Origin of the sequence: Duganella sp. BJB476 (genome assembly GCF_003416895.1) — a bacterium.
GTDB lineage: Bacteria > Pseudomonadota > Gammaproteobacteria > Burkholderiales > Burkholderiaceae_D > Rugamonas.
Genome location: NZ_QVIO01000001.1, coordinates 117,025 through 135,808 on the forward strand (window position 1 = coordinate 117,025; position 18,784 = coordinate 135,808).

The following is an 18,784-nucleotide window of genomic DNA, read 5'->3' on the forward strand; positions in this document are numbered from 1 at the left end:
CACAACAAAAATCAGGAGACAAACATGAAAACAAGTCCACGGCATTTGCCGGCATTACGCCTTTCCGTCATGGCGGCCTCGCTGGCCGCCGCCTTGCTGGCCGCGCCCCACGCCGGTGCGCAGTTGAGCAGCGCAACCATCCAGGGCCAGGTCACGGCCGCCAACGCGGCGCCGTCGGCCGGCGCCGCCGTCACGGCCACCAATCAGTTGAATGGCTACGCCTACCGCACTACCACGCGCGCCGACGGCAGCTATGTGCTGAGCGGCGTCGCCCCCGGCACCTACCAGATCAAGGTCGGCGATCAGAAGGCGGAGCTGGTCACCGTCAGCGTCGGCCAGACCAGCCAGGTCAACCTGGCGCTGCAGGGGGGCTTGCAGCAGGTGGTCATCACCGGTTCGGCCGCGCGGCGCGATGTCGCCGGCTCCGAGATCGGCACGGCGGTCTCGCGCGAGCAGATCGAGAAGCTGCCGCAGGTGACGCGCAATTTCCTGTCCTTCGCCGACCTCGCGCCGGGCGTGCGCTTCAACGTCGATGGCAGCGGCAACGTCAAGGTGCAGAGCGGCGCGCAGAACCAGGATAACGTCAACGTCTTCATCGATGGCGTCAGCCAGAAGAACAACATCCTGCGCGGCGGCGTCTCGGGCATTGACTCCAGTCGCGGCAACCCGTTCCCGCAATCGGCAGTGGCGGAGTACAAGGTCATCTCGCAGAACTACAAGGCGGAGTTCGACCAGGTGTCCAGCGCCGCAATCACCGCCGTCACCAAGTCCGGCGGCAACGAGCTGCATGGCGACGTGTTCTGGGATCACACCGGCACCAACCTGACCGCGCTCGATCCGTTCCAGAAGAGTGCGGAGCGGCAGGGCATTGCGCGGCCGGCGTCGTCGCAGGACCAGTACGGCATGACGCTGGGCGGTCCGATCAAGCAGGACGTGGCGCACTTCTTCTTCGCCTACGAAGGCAAGAAGATCGACAGTCCGCGCCAGGTGGTGGCGCAGCGCACCGACCTGTTGCCGAACGCCGGCGTGGTGCCGGGACTGCTGGCGCAGCAGGGCGCGGCGGTGTCGTCGTTCAAGGAGAACCTGTTCCTGTTGAAGGTGGATGCGCAGATCGACCGCGACCAGCGCGTCGAGGCGACCGCCCGCGTGCGCCGCGAGAGCGACCTGATACCGGAAGACGCCAAGTTGAGCGTGGCCGAGAATGTCCTCAACCGCAGCAACGACGAGGACCGTTTCGACTTCAAGCACGAATGGAGCAACGACCGCTGGCTCAACGAGGCACGCCTGGGCTACGAAAAATACAGCTGGAATCCGCATTCGAACTCCACGTCGCCGTATATCCGCTACCAGGTCTCGCCCAGTAATACGGACAACAACGTGGTCGACGTGATCATCGTCGGCGGCTCGCCCAACAACCAGTTCCGCGAACAAAGCGGCACGCTGTTGCAGGACGACCTGACCTACACCGGCCTGGCCGGCCACACGATGAAGGGCGGCGTCAAGGTCAAGCACATCACCTATGACTTGTCCGGCACCGCGCGCGCGGTCGACCAGATCTACAAGCGCATCGATACCGTCACCGGCCTGGCCAGCGTCATCCGCACCGATTCGGCGATCCCCGCCAGCGGCGTGGACTTCGCCAACAACCAGTACGGCCTGTACTTCCAGGACGACTGGCAGGCCAGCGACAAGCTGCTGCTGAATCTTGGCCTGCGCTACGACTACGAAGACAATATGCTCAACGACAGCTATGTCACGCCGGCCGACCGCGTCGCCATCTTCGACAAGCAGGACCCGCGCGACGGCGCTCCGGCAGGCCAGACCTATGCACAGTCGCTGGCCAAGGGCGGCATCAACATCAAGGACTACATCAGCACCGGCAGCAACCGCAAGCCGTTCAAGGGAGCGTGGGCGCCGCGACTTGGCCTGTCCTACGACATCAAGGGCGACCGCGCCTCGGTGCTGTTCGCCGGCTGGGGCAGGGCGTATGACCGCACCATCGCCAATCACGCGCTGGACGAATCGCAGAAGAACGCGCAGGCCGGCGGCGAAGTCTGGATGATCAAGAGCGACCACAAGATGGCCTACACTGATCAGTTCAGCTTTGGCCTGCGCCAGGCGCTGGGTATCTGGAACGGGGAAGCTGGCTACACCAATTCGCGCAGCCACAACCAGTTCAACTGGTTCGGCGGCAACCGCGATCCCAAGGGTGGTTGGGGCACGGCTTCGCCGATCGACCCGCTGTGGGGTTCGGTCCCGGGGTTCAGCACGTTGATCCTGGGGGACTTTATCAGCGAGGCGAAAACCGATTCGGCCTACTTGAAGATGGACAAGCCTTACACCAAGGCCTCCACCTGGAGCCTGGGCGCGACCTATACCTACAGCCGCGGCGAGACCACCAACAAGGAATGGACCAACGACATCTTCAACTGGACCTACGGCCGCAACACCTCGGGCTGGAATCCGTCGACCGACGTCGAGCGCCATCGCCTGGTGGTGGCCGGCGTGAGCGACGGCTTGCTGCCGTTCGGGATGATGTTGTCCGGGAAGCTGACGCTGGGTTCCGGTCTGCCTTACCGCATCACCGATTGCTCGACCGGCTTCGATCACTGCGTATCGGCCAAGGGTAACGGCAGCGCCTTCCATCAGGTCGATGTCGGCGTGTCGAAGGAAGTCGGTTTCCGCTACGGCAGGGTGTCGCTGCGCGCCGACGTGCTCAATCTGTTCAACAGCGTCAACTACGGCGGCTATGACGGCTGGGGTGGTGGCCCCGGCAATCCGCAGAACCGCCTGGGTGGCGACAACAAGAACCTGGGCACGCCAAACTCGGTGGGCGGCCCGATGCGCACCGTGAAGTTCAGCGCGCGCTACGCCTTCTGACTCCGGCCGTAGTACCGTTGTGTAGTGCCGCTCCCGGTCCAAAGGGAGCGGCGGTTTCCTGACGCGCCTTGCGCGCTCGCCATTGGAAGATAACGATTCATGTCACTTGCCATGCCCTTCGCATTACGCCGCGTACCGCACGCCCTTGCCGGCCTCGCGCTTGCCGTCTTCGCGCTTTACTCCGGCGCCGTTGCCGCGCGCGACAACCAGCTGCCGCCGCTGTTCGACCAGCTGGAACAGCGCACCTTCGACTTTTTCTGGGAAACCGCCAATCCGGCCAACGGCCTGGTGCCGGACCGCCATCCGACGCCCTCGTTCTCCAGCGTGGCGGCGGTGGGCTTCGGCCTGACCGCATATCCGGTCGGCGTCGAACGCGGCTACATCACGCGCCAGCAGGCGCGCGACCGCGTGCTGGCCACCTTGCGCTTCTTCCGCAACGCGCCGCAAGGTGCGGCCAAAGGCACCGGCACCAGCGGCTACAAGGGCTTCTTCTATCATTTCCTCGATATGAAGACGGGGCTGCGCTACAACGACAAGGTTGAACTGTCGACCGTCGACACGGCGCTGTTCCTGGCGGGTGCCTTGTTCTGCCAGTCCTACTTCGATGGCGATGACGCCGCCGAGAAGGAAATCCGCAAGCTGGCGGCGGAGATCTACGAACGGGTCGACTGGACCTGGGCGCAGGCGCGCAAGCCGTCCATCGCGCTGGGCTGGCACCCGGAGTCGGGCTTCATCGGCTATGACTGGAAGGGCTATAACGAAGCGATGCTGGTCTACGTGCTGGCATTGGGATCGCCATCGCATCCGGTGCGGCCGGATGCGTGGAAAGCCTGGACCAGCAACTACGCCAAGAGCCTGGAGGGCAAGGGCGACAAGGAACACCTGGGATTCCCGTCGATGTTCGTCCACCAGTACAGCCATGTTTGGATCGACTTCCGCAACATCCGCGACGATTACATGCGCGAACGCGGCTACGACTATTTCGAAAACAGCCGCCGCGCCACCTATGCGCAGCGCGACTACGCGATCAACAATCCACTGCGCTGCAAAGGCTACGGAGCCAATGTCTGGGGCATCACCGCCAGCGACGGGCCAGTCGACAAGACGCTGGAGTATGACGGCCAGCAGCTGCCATTCCATACCTACGCCGCACGTGGCATCGGCGGTGTGAAAACCTATGACGACTGCACGCTGGCGCCAACCGCCGTTGCCGCGTCGCTGCCGTTCGCGCCCGAGATCGTGATCCCCGCAGTGCTGGAAATGAAGCAGCGCTATGGCGACTTCATCTATGACCGCTACGGCTTCCTGGACGCCTTCAATCCTAGCTTCCAGTACAAGATGCCGTTGCCGCAGGGCCGCATGGTGGCCGGTAAAGGCTGGGTAGACAACGACTACCTCGGCATCGACCAAGGGCCGATCATCGCCATGACCGAGAACTATCGCAGCGATTTGATCTGGCGCGTCATGCGCGGCAATTCCGCCATCCGTCGCGGGCTTGAACGCGCCGGCTTCACCGGTGGCTGGTTGTCGAAATGATGATGCGTTTTTCTCCGGCCCTGCTGGTGTTGGCCTGCGCCGCGCTGCTGTCCTCGTGCGCGCCGCGCAAGGAGGAGGGTGTGGTGCTGAAGTTCTGGGCCATGGGGCGCGAGGGGGAAGTGGTCACCGCGCTGATGCCGGAGTTCGAACGCACCCATCCCGGCGTGCGCGTCGAAGTGCAGCAACTGCCGTGGACCGCCGCTCACGAAAAACTGCTGACCGCATTCGCCGGCAACGTCATGCCGGATATTTTCCAGCTCGGGAATACCTGGGTGCCGGAGTTCAAGGCCATCGGCGCGCTGCAGGCACTGGACGGCGTGGTGGCGGCGTCGCAGTTGGTGACGCCGGCCGACTACTTCCCGGGCATCTGGGATACCAATATCGTCGATGGCAAGTTGTGGGGCGTGCCCTGGTACGTCGACACCCGCGTGATGTTCTATCGTCGCGACATGCTGGCCCGTGCAGGCTACGCCAGGCCGCCGCAGAATTGGGCGGACTGGATGAAGGCGATGACCGCGATCAAGCGCATCGTCGGGCCGGACAACTACGCCATCCTGCTGCCGAGCGATGAATTCGAACCGCTGCTGGCGCTGGCCTTGCAACAGGACGAGCCGCTGCTGCGCGACGGTGGCCGCTACGGCAATTTCCGCACCGCCGGTTTCCGTCGCAGCTTGCAGCTGTATGCCGACATGTACGCGCAGAAGCTGGCGCCGCTCAACCGCATCACCAACGTGTATCACGAATTCGGCATGGGTTACGTCTCCTTCTACATTTCCGGCCCGTGGAATATGGGCGAATTCAAACGCCGCCTGCCGGCCGGGCAGCAGGACAGCTGGATGACGGCCATCCTGCCCGGTCCAACCGGCCCTGCCGCGTCGGTGGCGGGCGGCTCCAGCCTGGTGTTGGCCGCATCGTCCAAACATCGGCGCGAGGCCTGGCAGCTGATCGAATACCTGTCGAGCACCGACAGCATGGCGCGTTTCCACGAACTTACCGGCGACTTGCCGCCACGCCGCAGCAACTGGCTGCACGCATCCCTGGCGAACGACAAGTACGCCAGCGCCTTCGGCCAGCAACTGGAGCGCGTCAAGCCGGCGCCCAAGGTTCCGGAATGGGAGCAGATCGCCACCGAGATGCGGCTGGTCACCGAGCGCGTCACGCATGGCGAGCTGACGGTCGAACAAGCCGCCGTCGAACTGGATGCGAAGGCTGACCATATCCTGGAAAAGCGCCGCTGGATATTGGCGCGCAAGGAGGGAAAATGAACTCGCAACGCGCCGCCTGGTGCTTCGCCGGACCGGCTCTGCTGGTCATCAGCGTGTTCTTCTTCCTGCCGGTACTGGCCGCGCTGGTCATGAGCCTGACGGACTTTGACATCTACGCGCTGGCCGACCTGCGCAACCTGCGCTTTGTCGGTCTGCGCAACTACGTCGAACTGCTGCAAACGCCGTTGTTCTGGCAGGCGCTGGGTAACACGCTGTATTTCGTCGTGGCGGGAGTTCCTCTGTCGATCGCCGCGTCGCTGGGCGCGGCCTTGCTGCTGCATTCGCGGCTGACGCGCTTCAAGGGGCTGTTCCGCACCGCCTTCTTCGCGCCGGTGGTGACGTCGCTGGTGGCGGTGGCGGTGATCTGGCGCTACCTGCTGCACACGCGCTACGGCATGATCAACCATGGACTGGAATTGCTGGGCATCTCGCCGGTGGACTGGCTCAACGATCCGCACTGGGCGATGCCGGCCATTATCCTGTTCGCGCTGTGGAAAAACTTTGGTTATAACATGATCATTTTCCTGGCCGGGCTGCAAAGCATCCCGGACGATTTGTACGAAGCCGCCGGCCTCGATGGCGCGGGCGTGTGGCAGCAGTTCCGCTACATCACCTGGCCGATGCTGGGACCGACGCTGCTGATGGTCAGCATCCTGAGCATGTCCGGCTATTTCCAGCTGTTCGCGGAGCCGTATGTGATGACGCAGGGCGGGCCGGTGCAAAGCACGGTCAGCGTGTTGTACTTCATGTATGAGCAGGGCTTCAAGTGGTGGAACCTGGGCGCGGCGTCGGCGGTGGCCTTCGTGCTGTTCGCGATCATGTTCTGCGTCACGCTGCTGCAACTGCGGGTTGCCAAGGGAGTGGACGCATGAGCGCCTTGCATAAAAAACCGCGTGCGTTGCTGCTGAACGCCCTGATGCTGGGCGCAGGCGCGCTGACGTTGTTCCCGCTGCTGTGGATGTTGTCGACGTCCTTGATGGCGCCCGGGGAGTCGAGCAGCTTCCCCTTGCCGCTGCTGCCGCGCTCCGCCACGCTGCATAACTACCGTGAGCTGTTCGGTCACGCAGGCATCGGCAAGTATCTGCTCAACAGCGTGCTGTTGTCGTGCGCGGCGACGCTGCTGTCGCTGCTGTTCAACGTCAGCGCCGGCTATGCCTTCGCCAAGCTGCGCTTCCAGGGGCGCGACCGCATCTTCAAGGTCATGCTCGGCGCGCTGGTGATACCGAGCCAGGTGGCGATGCTGCCGCTGTTCCTGCTGCTGAAGTATATGGGGCTGGTGAACAGCTACGGCGCCGTGCTGGTGCCGGCGATGGCGGGCATCTTCGGCATTTTCCTGGTGCGGCAATATGCGTTGACGATACCGGACGCCTTGCTGGAGGCCGCGCGCATGGACGGCGCCAGCGAATTCCAGATCTTCCGCATCATCGTGCTGCCGCTGCTGACGCCTATCCTGGTCACGCTGGGGATATTTACTTTCCTCGGCACGTGGAACGATTTCATGTGGCCGTTGATCGTATTGACCGACAAGGACTTGTACACGCTGCCGGTGGCGCTGGCGTCGCTGTCGCGCGAACACGTGCAGGATAATGAACTGATGATGGCCGGCTCGGTGCTGACCATCCTCCCGGTGCTGCTGTTGTTCCTCGGTTTGCAGCGCTACTACATACAGGGCTTGCTGGTGGGGAGCGTGAAGGGATGAAGCGCATCTTCACATTGTTGGCCATGCTGTGGGTGGCGCTGTCGGCGCATGCCGGCGTGCTGGACGACTTTTCGAACGTCACCCAGTGGCAGGCGCAGGCTTCGGATGGCGTGCTGTCCAGGGCCAGCGCGGCCGATGGCGGCCTGCGGCTGGACTTCGACTTCGCGGGCCGGGGCGGTTATGCCTTCGCGCGCCGCAGCCTACCGCTCGATTTGCCGGAGAACTACGAGATATCGTTCTACATCCGTGCCGATGCGCCGGTCAATCACTTCGAGTTCAAGCTGACCGACGCCAGCGGCGACAACGTCTGGTGGTTCCAGCAGCAGAACTACGTGTTTCCCAAGCAGTGGCAGCAGGTGCGCATCAAGAAACGCCAGATCCTGTTTGCTTGGGGGCCGACCAGGGACCGCAACCTGACCCACGCAGACCACGTCGAATTTGTCGTCAGTGCGGGCAGTGGTGGCGGCAACGGCTCGGTGACCATACGGCAGCTGGCGATCCGCGAACTTCCGCCGGTACCCAAGGTCTGGCCGCGAGCCACGGCGCGTGCCTCGTCGGTGTCCGCACGGAGTGCGGCGGCGCTGGCGCTGGATGGCGATGCGGCGACCGCGTGGATCAGCGCAGCGGGAAAAGGCCAGCAATTAGTGATCGACCTCGGCGTGGAGCGCGAATTCGGCGGCCTGGTGCTGCACTGGCAGGGCCGCCGCTATGCGCGCCGCTACGATGTCGAGTTCTCCAGCGATGGCGTCAATTGGCGCACGGTGCGCCGGGTGGTCGACGGCAACGGCGGCGCCGATCCGCTGCGCTTGCCCGAGTCGGAGGCGCGTTACATCCGCCTTGTCTTGCGCGACGGCCCCGCAGGCAGCTACGCACTGGCTGAAGTGGAGCTGAAAGAACTGGCCTACGGCGCCACGCCCAACGATTTCATCTCGGCCGTGGCGCAGGACGCGCAGCGCGGCCTGTATCCGCGCGGCTTCTCCGGCCAGCAGCCTTACTGGACGCTGGTGGGCGTGGATGGCGGCGGCGATCACAGTGCGCTGATTTCCGAAGACGGCGCCATCGAGGCGCGGCAGGGTGGCTTCTCGCTCGAGCCTTTCGTCGAGGATGGCGGAGCGCTGGTCAGCTGGGCCGATGTCAAAGTCAGCCAAAGCCTGCGCGACGGATATCTGCCCGTGCCCACGGTGCAGTGGCAGCACCGCTCATGGATGCTGAGCGTGACTGTGGCTGCGGCTGGAACGCCGGCCTCTTCGCAACTGCTGGCCCGCTACGAGCTGAAAAACCTGACTGGCGCAAGCCGGAAATTGAAACTGGTGTTGGCCGTGCGGCCATTCCAGGTCAACGCGCCGCGCCAGTTCCTCAACACGCCCGGCGGCTATAGCGTGATCAGCGACCTTGCATGGGATGGCAAGGCGTTGACCATCAATGGCGACGCCAAGGTCTATCCGCTGGAGCGTCCGGCCCGCGTGGCGCTGGCGTCGTTCGATGGCGGCTTGTTGCCGACCGGCGCCGGTGCGGGAACGTCTGCGGCGCGATCCGCCGCTGCACACGACGATACCGGCATGGCATCGGCCGCGCTGACCTACGAGATTACTTTGCCGCCGCATGGTAGCGTGGTACTGGGCGCCGTTCTGCCGATGGCCGGTGGCGCCGCTACGCCTGCGCCGGATGGCCGACAGATCGACTGGCTGGCGCGGGAGCAGGAAAAAGTGGCGGGTGAATGGCGGATCAAATTAAATCAGGTCACGCTTGGCATGCCGCCGGCCGGCCAGCACATGGCCGACACGTTGCGTTCGTCGCTGGCCCATATCCTGATGACCCGCGAAGGCGCAGCGCTACAGCCAGGCACGCGCTCCTACCGCCGTTCCTGGATACGCGATGGCGCGATGATGTCCGAAGCGCTGCTGCGCCTTGGTCAATCCGATATCGCCGCCGACTATCTCCGCTGGTATGCGCCATACCAGTTCGACAACGGCAAGGTGCCGTGCTGCGTCGACCGCCGTGGCGCCGATCCGGTGCCGGAAAACGATAGCCACGGCCAGCTGATCTTCCTCGCCGCCGAGCTGTATCGCTACACACAGGACAAGGCTGCGCTGGCCGCATCCTGGCCGCGCATGGACGCCGCCGCGCGCTACATGGAAACGCTGCGTCAGTCCGAACGCACGGCCGCCAACCAGACGCCGGAACGCCGCCCGCTCTTCGGCCTGATGCCGGCGTCGATCAGCCATGAAGGCTATTCCGAAAAGCCTATGCATTCGTATTGGGACGACTTCTGGGCCATGCGCGGTTACAAGGATGCGGCCGACATGGCGGCGGTATTGGACGACAGCGCGGCCGCACAGCGGCTATCGGCCCAGCGCGACGAGTTTCGTCACGATCTGTATGCCTCGCTGGCTGCCAGCACTGCCGCGCACAAGGTGGACCACATGCCCGGCGCGGCGGAGCTGGGCGACTTCGATCCCAGCTCGTCCACCATCGCGCTGACACCCGGCGGCGAGCAGCAGCAATTGCCGCCGGCGTTGCTGCAGGCAACCTACGAAAAATACTGGGACTTCTTCCGCGCCCGCCGCGACGGCGGCAAAGCCTGGGAGGACTACACACCCTACGAACTGCGCAACGTCAGTGCCTTCATCCGGCTGGGCTGGCGTGAGCGCGCCGCTGAACTGCTGGATTACTTCTACGCCGACCAGCGCCCGGCCGCATGGAACCAGTGGGCTGAAGTGGTCGGCCGCGATGCGCGCCAGCCGCGCTTTCTCGGCGATATGCCGCATGGATGGATCTCATCCGACTACATCCGCGCGGCGCTCGACACGTTCGCGTATGAACGCGAATCCGACCACGCGCTGCTGCTGGGCGAGGGCATACCCAACGCGTGGTTGCAAGGCGCCGGTGTCGGACTGCACGGCCTGCGCACGCCATATGGCTCGCTCAGCTACATGCTGGCGGCGCAGGATGGCCGTCTTACATTGCGCATCGAAGCCATGCCGCGCATGCCGCCCGGCGGCGTGATTTACACCTGGCCGGGAACCGGCGTGCCGAACGCGATACACCTGAACGGCCAACCGGTGGCGTTGCAGGGCAAGCAGATCACCATTACCAGACTTCCAGCGGTTTTGCAGATAGATGCAGCACCGTTTTAACTTCCGTATTCAAGGGATTTTTACATGAACAAAGCAATGCAATTTCCAGCCAACTTCCTGTGGGGGAGCGCCACGTCGGCCTACCAGATCGAAGGATCGCCGCTGGCCGACGGCGCGGGACCGAGCATCTGGCAGCGTTTCTGCGCGGTGCCCGGCAATGTGCGCGACGGCGACCATGGCGACATCGCCTGCGACCACTACAACCGCTACAAGGAAGACGTGGCGCTGATGGTCAAGCTGGGATTGAAAGCCTACCGCTTCAGCGTGTCGTGGAGCCGCATCCTGCCGCAGGGACGCGGGGCCGTGAACCAGGCCGGCCTGGATTTCTACAGCCGCCTGATCGACGAGCTGCTGGCCAACGGCATCGAGCCGATGGTGACGCTGTATCACTGGGACCTGCCGGCAGCGCTGGATGACCGTGGCGGCTGGCTCAATTCCGATATCGCCGACTGGTTCACCGACTACGCGCGCGTGCTGTTCCGCGCCTTCGACGGCCGCGTCAAATCCTGGGCCACGCTTAATGAGCCCTGGGTGGTGACGGACGGTGGCTACCTGCACGGCACCCTGGCCCCCGGCCATCGCAGCCTGCACGAAGCGGCGCTGGCCAGCCATAACCTGATGCGCGCCCACGGCAGCGCAGTCAAGGCCTACCGCGAGGAAGGCAAGTACCAGATCGGCATCGTCGTCAATATCGAACCCAAGTACCCGGCCAGCGACTCGCAGGCCGATCTCGATGCGACCCGCCGCGCCGACGCCTACATGAACCGCCAGTACCTGGACCCGATTTTCCTCGGCAGCTATCCGCCGGAGCTGAAGGAGATCTTCGGCGATGCCTGGCCCGATTGGCCCGCCGCCGACTTCGAGTTGATCGGCCAGCAGCTGGACTTCGTCGGCATCAATTACTACACCCGCAGCGTGGTGCGCAACGAGCCGACAAACTGGCCGCTGCGCGTGGCGCCGGTGCGCCAGAGCCAGGCCACCTACACGGAAACCGGCTGGGAAGTATTCTCCCAAGGCCTGACCGATACGCTGCTCAACTTCAAGCAGCGCTATGGCGACACGCCGCTGTATGTGATGGAGAACGGCTCCGCCTTCTACGACCCGCCGCAGGCCGAGGATGGCCGGGTGCATGATCCCTTGCGCGTCAGCTGCCTGCGCAAGAACATGGGCGCGCTGCATGCGGCGCTGGAGCTGGGCGTGGACCTGCGCGGCTACATGGTGTGGTCGCTGTTGGACAACCTCGAATGGTCGCTGGGCTTCTCCAAGCGTTTCGGCATCATCCACGTCAACTTCGAAACTCAGCAGCGCACCCTGAAGGATAGCGCGCTGCTGTACGCTGATATCGTCGCCAGCAATGGCGCCTGCCTGAACCAACCGGTATAACGCCATGACCACTCCTGAACTGTCGCGTCACGCGCAACTGCTGTCCAACGGTAGCTTTACCACCTTGATTACTGGCGCCGGCACCGGTTTTAGTCGCGTCGGCGAGTCCATGCTGTCGCGCTGGAACGGCGATCGCATCGAGGATGCGGAAGGCTATTTCTTTTATCTGCGTGACGCAGGGACTGGCCAGCTATGGTCGCTGGGCGCGCAGCCCGGCGCAGTTGACTCGGCCGGCGTGCAGCGCTCCGCCGGCGGCGATGCCGGCAGCTGCTGGATCGACGTCGTCGCCCACGGCATCGGGGCACGCATGGAAGTCGCCGTCGATCCGCTGCGCGATGTGGAGTTGCGCAGCGTCTTGTTGAGCAATCTGTCGGACCGCGAACGCGCCATCGAATTGACGAGCTATCTGGAGGTCGTGCTGAACCGCCAGTCCGACGAGGCTTCGCATCCAGCGTTCTCCAAGCTGTTCGTGCAGACCGAACATGACGACGCCACCGGCGCCTTGCTGGCGCGGCGGCGCCCTCGTGGAGAAGGAGAGGCCGGTTTGTGGATGGTGCATGCCGCGGCCGGTGGCGCCGCAGCAGGATACGAAACGGACCGCACGCGCTTTATTGGCCGTGGACGCGACCTGCGCGCGCCAGCTGGATTGGACGGCGAGCTGTCCGCCACCGCCGGCAATGTGCTCGATCCGGCTTTCAGCCTGCGCCGCAGTGTCGTGCTCGGGCCGGGCGAGCAGGTGCGCCTGGTCTTCATGCTGGGCGCGGCGCCGGGCCGCGAACAGGCGTTGGCGCTGACATCGGCCATGGATGGCGATGGGCGGCCGCTGTTCGCCGCCGCGCGCGCGGCCGGCCAGACATTGCAGCAGCAGATCGGGCTCAGTGATACGCAGGCCGAATACTGTCATCGCCTGGCGGGCGCCATGTTGTACGGCCAGTCGGCAGTGCGGGTGCCGGCTTCCACGGCGGCCATTGCCAGCGCTGTATTCAGCGCGTCCGCTGGCATCACCGAAGCGCCTGACGCGCAAGGTTCCGACTTGCCGGCGGGCCCGATGATACTGCTGCGCAGCGTGAGCCGCGTCGATTCCAGTGTCGACCTGGTGCTGCGCGCGCGCCGCTACTGGGCCGCATTGGGTCTGCCGCTGAACGTGCTGCTGCTGACGGCCGACGGCAATTGGCCGCAGCAGGAAGGTGTCTACCAGCGCAAGCCTGACGATATCGCTCCGGCCGATATGGCGAAGATTGAACTGCATGCGCTGTTGATCGTGCGTGGTGGCTTGCCTGCGCTCGGTGATGTCGACGGCGCGGCCCATGTGCCGGCGCCGCTGCCTGAAGCGAGGGCCGACGGTCCCGCGTTGGCGCCTGGCCGTTCGCTGCTGCGGCTCTTTAACGGCAACGGCGGCTTCTCCGATGCCGGCGACGAGTATGTGATCCGCCTGGGCTGGGATGCGCAGCGCGGCCTGCACCGGCCGCCGCTGGCCTGGACCAATGCCATCTCCAACGAAGGCTTCGGCTTCCTGGTCAGCGAGAGTGGCGCAGGTTATACGTGGAGCCGCAACAGTCGCGTACATCGCCTGACCCCGTGGTACAACGACCCTATCCGCGATCCGCATGGCGAAGCCTTGTATCTGCGCGATGAGGACAGCGGAGTTTTCTGGTCGCCGCTCCCCGGTCCGGCGCCCGCCGGCGCCGGTTATGAAGTGGCGCACGGTTTCGGCTACTCGCGTTTCAGCCACGTTAGCCACGAGCTTGAACAGGAAACCGTGATGTTCGTACCGCGACATGATCCGGTCAAGATCGTGCGCATCCGCGTGACCAATCGCGGCGCCGCAGTGCGCCGGTTGTCGCTGTTCTCGTATCAGCGCCTGGTGTTGGGCGGCACGCCGGCCGACAGCAGCCGCTTTGTCGTCACCGAGTATGACGCCAGCGGCGTGCTGCTAGCCCACAATCCGCTGGCCGGACAGTTCTCCGACGGTGTGACCTTCGCGGCCGCATTGGCTGGTACCGGCGCAGCGGTGCACCACAGCGCCGACCGCGCCGCCTTCATTGGTCGCCACGGCAGCCCGGCCAATCCGGCCGCGCTGGCGGCGCCGCGACTCGACGGCGCGACCGGCGCCGGTCTGGATCCTTGCGCGGCGTTCCAGGCAGTGCACGAGCTGGCGCCCGGCGCCACGCTGGAATGCGTATTCCTGTTGGGAGAAACGGTGGAGCGAGAGGCTGCGCTGGACCTGGTGCAGCGCTACAAGGCGCCGGGCGCGGTGCAAACGGCGTTCGATGAGATCACCGCGTTCTGGCGCCACACCGTCGGCGCCGTGCAGGTGACGACGCCGGTGCCTGCGGTGGATCTGATGCAGAACGGCTGGCTGGCCTACCAGAACCTGAGCTGCCGCATCTGGGGACGCTCAGCCTACTACCAATCCGGTGGCGCGCTGGGCTACCGCGACCAGTTGCAGGACTCCAGCGCGATGATCTACGCCCGCCCCGACCTGACGCGCCAGCAGATCCGCATCCATGCGGCGCACCAGTTTGTCGAAGGCGACGTGCTGCACTGGTGGCATACGGCGCCAATGGAGCAGGGCTTGCGCACGCGCTTCGCGGACGACCTGCTATGGCTGCCCTATGTGACTGCCTTCTACATCACCACCACCGGCGACTGGAGCGTGCTCGATGAAATCGAACCATTCCTGAGCGCGCCCTTGCTGGAGGAGGGCGAGGACGAGATCTACCTGAAGCCGGAACTGTCCGGCTCCAGCGGCGACGTCTACGAGCATTGCTGCCGCGCGCTGGACCGCTCGCTGACGCAGGGGGCGCATGGCCTGCCGTTGATGGGCACCGGCGACTGGAACGACGGCATGAACCGCGTCGGCCGCGAAGGGCGCGGCGAAAGCGTGTGGATGGGCTTCTTCCTGTCCCGCATCATCAAGGACTTCCTGCCGATCTGCGAGAAGCGCGGTGACAGTGCGCGCGTGATGATCTACAGCGCCTATCACGACCACCTGGACCACGCATTGAACGCGGACGGCTGGGACGGCGAATGGTATCGCCGCGCCTTCTACGATAACGGAGCGGTGATCGGTTCGAAGGACAGCGACGAGTGCCAGATCGACGCACTGGCCCAGGCCTGGGCCGTCATTTCGGAAGTGGCGCCGCCGCAGCGCGCCAAACTGGCGCTGGACGCGATGGAGCAGCGCCTGGTGTCCGTGCCGGACAAGCTGATACGGCTGTTGACCCCAGCTTTCGTCAATACGCCCAATGATCCCGGTTACATCAAGGGCTACGTGGCCGGCGTGCGCGAGAACGGCGGCCAGTACACGCATGCAGCCTGCTGGGCGGTACGGGCGATGGCCGAGGCGGGACGCCGCGATCGGGCCGCGGCCTTGCTGGAGATGCTCAGCCCCGCCAGTCACGCGCTCGACCCCGCGGCGGTGGCCGTGTATCAGGTCGAACCCTATGTGATCGCCGCCGACATCTACGGCGAGGCGCCGCACGTCGGGCGCGGCGGCTGGACGTGGTACACCGGCTCGTCGGGCTGGATGTACCGGGTGGGACTGGAATCGGTGCTTGGTTTCCGCATCGAAGGTGGCAACACGATCGTGATGTCGCCACGCATACCGGATGAATGGCCGGAATTCACCGTCAAGCACCAACTGCCTGATGATGGAGGCAGCTACGAGATCGTCGTGCGCAATCCGCAGCGCAGCGCCGGCGGCGTGTTGAGCGCCACGCTCGATGGCGCTGCGCTGGCGGTGTACGACGGCATAGCGCGCATACCGATGCTGCGCGACGGTGCGGCGCACCGCATCGAGCTGGTGATGGGCTAACAGGGGAACGGAATGGCTGGACTGGAAATACAAGGCATCAAAAAAGGGTTTGGCCAGCAGCAGATCTTGCGGGGCATTGATCTGAGCATCGCCGACGGTGAGTTTGTGGTGTTCGTCGGACCATCCGGCTGCGGCAAGTCGACGCTGCTGCGCACCATCTGCGGCTTGGAGAATAGCGACGAAGGCGCGGTGCTGATCGGCGGTAAAGACATGACCGACGTGGCGCCGGCGGCGCGCGGCATCGCCATGGTGTTCCAGAGTTATGCGCTGTATCCGCATATGACGGTGTACGACAATATGGCTTTCGCACTCAAGCTGGCCGGCCTGCCGCAAGATGAGATCCACAGCAAGGTGACGCAGGCGGCCGCCATCCTGCGCATCGAGCCGCTATTGCAGCGCAAGCCCAAGGAACTCTCAGGCGGCCAGCGGCAGCGGGTGGCGATAGGCCGCGCTATTGTCCGCCAGCCGCAGGTGTTCCTGTTCGACGAGCCGCTGTCGAACCTGGATGCGGCGCTGCGGGTGCAGATGCGCATCGAGTTGAAGAACCTGCACCGCACCTTGCGCAGCACGATGATCTATGTGACCCACGACCAGGTGGAGGCGATGACGCTGGCCGATCGCATCGTGGTGCTGCGCGGCGGCGTGGTGGAGCAGGTGGGAGCGCCGCTGGATCTGTATCAACGTCCCGCCAATCTGTTTGTGGCGGGCTTCCTTGGCTCTCCGGCCATGAACTTCGTTGGCGGCACGGTGGAGCAGCTGGCGCCGGCAATGATGTCGGTGCGGCTGGCTGGCGGCGCGCTGGTGCAGGTTGTCTTGCGCGCGGGCCTGGCCGTGGGGGACCGCATCACGCTGGGCGTGCGCGCCGAGCACATGGCACTGGAGGCGGCGGATGGCGACGGCATCGCCGTCACGGTGCTGGCGGCGGAGCTGCTGGGCGATGCCAGTTATGTGTACCTGACGCTGGATGGCGGCGCCACGCAGTTCATCGCCCGCACCGACCCCGAGGTGCGCTGGCAGAACGGGCAGTTGGCGGTGGTGCGCGTCGATCCGGTGCGCTGGCATATGTTCGACAGCGACGGCCTGGCCATATAGCCCGGCACGGCGGCGGCAGCGGATATCGCTTGACCGCCGTTTTTTATGCGTCTATAGTTAGATAACTGTCTAATTAGATGATTGCCTTAATATGAGCGCCTCCAACAATGCCTTCAAGGCCATCGCCGATCCGGCGCGGCGCGAGATACTGCGCCTGCTGCGTTCCGGCGAGATGACGGCCGGCGACCTGGCGGCGCATTTCGACATGAGCAAGCCGACCATGTCGCATCACTTCGCGGTGCTGGCCGACGCCGATCTGATCACGCGGCGCCGCGAAGGGCAGACCATCTGGTACGGCTTGAACACCACGGTGCTGCAGGATGTGCTGTCATGGATGATGGACCTGACCGGTGCCGAAACCAAAGGGAGGAAGAAATGAAAACGCGTTATCTGCTGTTTTGCACTTTGCTGATCGCTGCCGCCAGCGTGGCCACCGTCTACTTCTGGCCGCAACTGCCCGCGCAAGTGCCGGTGCACTGGAACGCCGGCGGCGTGGTCGACGGCTATGGTCCCAAGGCGGCCCTGTGGCTGCTGGGTCCCGGCATGATGGCGATAGTGGCGTGGCTGGGCGTGGTGATGCCCGCGATCTCGCCGCGCCGCTTCGAGATCGGCGGCTTCGAGTCGACCTACTATTACGTGAGCGGCGTTGTGGTCGGCCTGCTCTCCTACGTCTATGCGCTGGTGCTGGCGGCTTCGCTGCACGTCCAGGTGCCGATGGGGACGGCCATCCCGGCCGGCATGTTCGTGCTGCTTATCCTGGCCGGCAACCCGCTGGGCAAGGTGCGCCGCAACTTCTTCATGGGCATCCGCACGCCGTGGACGCTGGCCAGCGAGCGCGTTTGGTACGCCACGCACCGGCTGGCGGCGAAGTTGATGGTGGCCAGCGGCGTGCTGGGATTGTTCGCCCTGTGGCTGGGCGCTCCGCTGTGGGGCCAGCTGGCGCTGATGCTGGTCTGGGCGCCGCTGGCTGCGGGCTACTCGCTGCTGCTCTACAAACGTCTTCCTCACTGATCGGAGAATTGGTATGCGCTTCAAGCTATTGCTGTCTTTGTTGATGTTGTCGGTGTCGGTCCATGCGGCCCAGCGTCCGGTGTCGCTGGATGTGGGCGGCGGCACCCTGTATGGAACGGAGCTGCTGCCTGACGGCGGCGGCAAGTTCCCGGTGGTGCTGCTGCATGCCGGCTCCGGCCCGACTGACCGCGACGGTAACAGCAGGCTGCTGCCGGGCCCTAACGATTCGCTGCGCATGGTGGCCGAGGCCTTGGCCCAGCGCGGCATCGCCTCGGTGCGCTACGATAAGCGCGCCATCGGCGCCAGTGCGCTGCCGGTGTGGAAGGAGCAGGATCTGCGTCTGGACGACTACATCGACGACGCCACCGCATGGCTGCGCAAGCTGCGCGCCGATCCGCGCTTCTCGCGCGTGGTGATGGCGGGGCATAGCGAAGGCGCGCAGATCGCCGCCGAAGCCTGCAGGCAGGCCGCCACCGATGCCTGCGTGCTGATCGCCGGCGCCGGCCATCCGCTCGACGACATCCTGCGCGACCAGCTCAAGGGCAAGCTGCCGCCGGAGCTGGAGGCGCAAAGCGAACGCATACTGGTCGCGCTCAAGCAGGGCAAGACGGTCGACGATGTGCCGCAGGCCCTGATGATGCTGTACCACCCGTCGGTGCAGCCGTATCTGATCTCGTCGCTGAAGCACGATCCGCGCGCGGCGATTGCGGCGCTGACGATGCCGGTGCTGATCCTGCAAGGCACGTCCGACATCCAGGTGCAGGTGTCGGAAGCGCAGGCGCTGGCGGCGGCCGCGCCGCGCGCCAGGCTGGTGGTGGTGGAAGGCATGAACCATCTGCTGAAGATCGTCGGCGACGACGAGGCCAAGCAGAAGAAATCCTACGGCAGCCCGGAGTTTCCGGTGGCGCCGCAGCTGATCGACGCCCTAAGCACTTTCGTCAAGGCGCCGCCAGCGGGCAAGTAA

The 18,784-nt window shown here is 64.9% G+C and carries 12 protein-coding genes; all 12 read left to right on the forward strand.

Annotation, left to right across the window (positions count from 1 at the left end):
• Nucleotides 1-24: 24 nt before the first annotated feature.
• The 12 genes from D0T21_RS00490 (at nucleotide 25) to D0T21_RS00545 (ending at nucleotide 18,784) form a co-directional block, all read left to right on the forward strand.
• The gene (locus D0T21_RS00490) at nucleotides 25-2,880 is read left to right on the forward strand and encodes a TonB-dependent receptor domain-containing protein (protein WP_116987924.1); all 2,856 of its coding nucleotides are present in this window, start codon (nucleotides 25-27) and stop codon (nucleotides 2,878-2,880) included.
• 111 nt (nucleotides 2,881-2,991) lie between these two features.
• Nucleotides 2,992-4,416, forward strand: coding sequence for a glucoamylase family protein (locus tag D0T21_RS00495; RefSeq protein WP_199538374.1), 1,425 nt, complete (start codon nucleotides 2,992-2,994; stop codon nucleotides 4,414-4,416).
• A 2-nt stretch (nucleotides 4,417-4,418) separates the two neighbouring features.
• The gene (locus D0T21_RS00500) at nucleotides 4,419-5,681 is read left to right on the forward strand and encodes a sugar ABC transporter substrate-binding protein (protein WP_158567941.1); all 1,263 of its coding nucleotides are present in this window, start codon (nucleotides 4,419-4,421) and stop codon (nucleotides 5,679-5,681) included.
• Nucleotides 5,678-6,553, forward strand: a complete 876-nt coding sequence (locus D0T21_RS00505) for a carbohydrate ABC transporter permease (protein WP_116987927.1) — start codon at nucleotides 5,678-5,680, stop codon at nucleotides 6,551-6,553. Before D0T21_RS00500 ends, D0T21_RS00505 begins: the two co-directional genes overlap by 4 nt.
• On the forward strand, nucleotides 6,550-7,380 hold the full coding sequence (locus D0T21_RS00510) for a carbohydrate ABC transporter permease (protein WP_199538375.1): 831 nt from the start codon (nucleotides 6,550-6,552) through the stop codon (nucleotides 7,378-7,380). The genes D0T21_RS00505 and D0T21_RS00510 overlap by 4 nt, the downstream gene beginning before the upstream one ends.
• Nucleotides 7,377-10,517, forward strand: a complete 3,141-nt coding sequence (locus D0T21_RS00515) for a discoidin domain-containing protein (RefSeq protein ID WP_116987928.1) — start codon at nucleotides 7,377-7,379, stop codon at nucleotides 10,515-10,517. Before D0T21_RS00510 ends, D0T21_RS00515 begins: the two co-directional genes overlap by 4 nt.
• A gap of 24 nt (nucleotides 10,518-10,541) precedes the next feature.
• Nucleotides 10,542-11,900, forward strand: a complete 1,359-nt coding sequence (locus D0T21_RS00520; protein WP_116987929.1) for a GH1 family beta-glucosidase — start codon at nucleotides 10,542-10,544, stop codon at nucleotides 11,898-11,900.
• Nucleotides 11,901-11,904: 4 nt separating this feature from the next.
• Entirely contained in the window at nucleotides 11,905-15,717 is a 3,813-nt protein-coding gene (locus tag D0T21_RS00525) for a GH36-type glycosyl hydrolase domain-containing protein (RefSeq protein WP_116987930.1), read from the forward strand.
• Nucleotides 15,718-15,729: 12 nt separating this feature from the next.
• Entirely contained in the window at nucleotides 15,730-16,809 is a 1,080-nt protein-coding gene (locus D0T21_RS00530) for an ABC transporter ATP-binding protein (protein ID WP_116987931.1), read from the forward strand.
• Nucleotides 16,810-16,900: 91 nt separating this feature from the next.
• Nucleotides 16,901-17,188 carry an autorepressor SdpR family transcription factor gene (locus D0T21_RS00535; RefSeq protein ID WP_116987932.1) on the forward strand — a complete coding sequence of 96 codons (288 nt, stop codon included), beginning with the start codon at nucleotides 16,901-16,903 and terminating at the stop codon, nucleotides 17,186-17,188.
• Entirely contained in the window at nucleotides 17,185-17,820 is a 636-nt protein-coding gene (locus D0T21_RS00540; protein ID WP_116987933.1) for an SdpI family protein, read from the forward strand. The genes D0T21_RS00535 and D0T21_RS00540 overlap by 4 nt, the downstream gene beginning before the upstream one ends.
• Nucleotides 17,821-17,833: 13 nt before the next feature.
• Nucleotides 17,834-18,784, forward strand: a complete 951-nt coding sequence (locus D0T21_RS00545) for an alpha/beta hydrolase (RefSeq protein ID WP_116987934.1) — start codon at nucleotides 17,834-17,836, stop codon at nucleotides 18,782-18,784.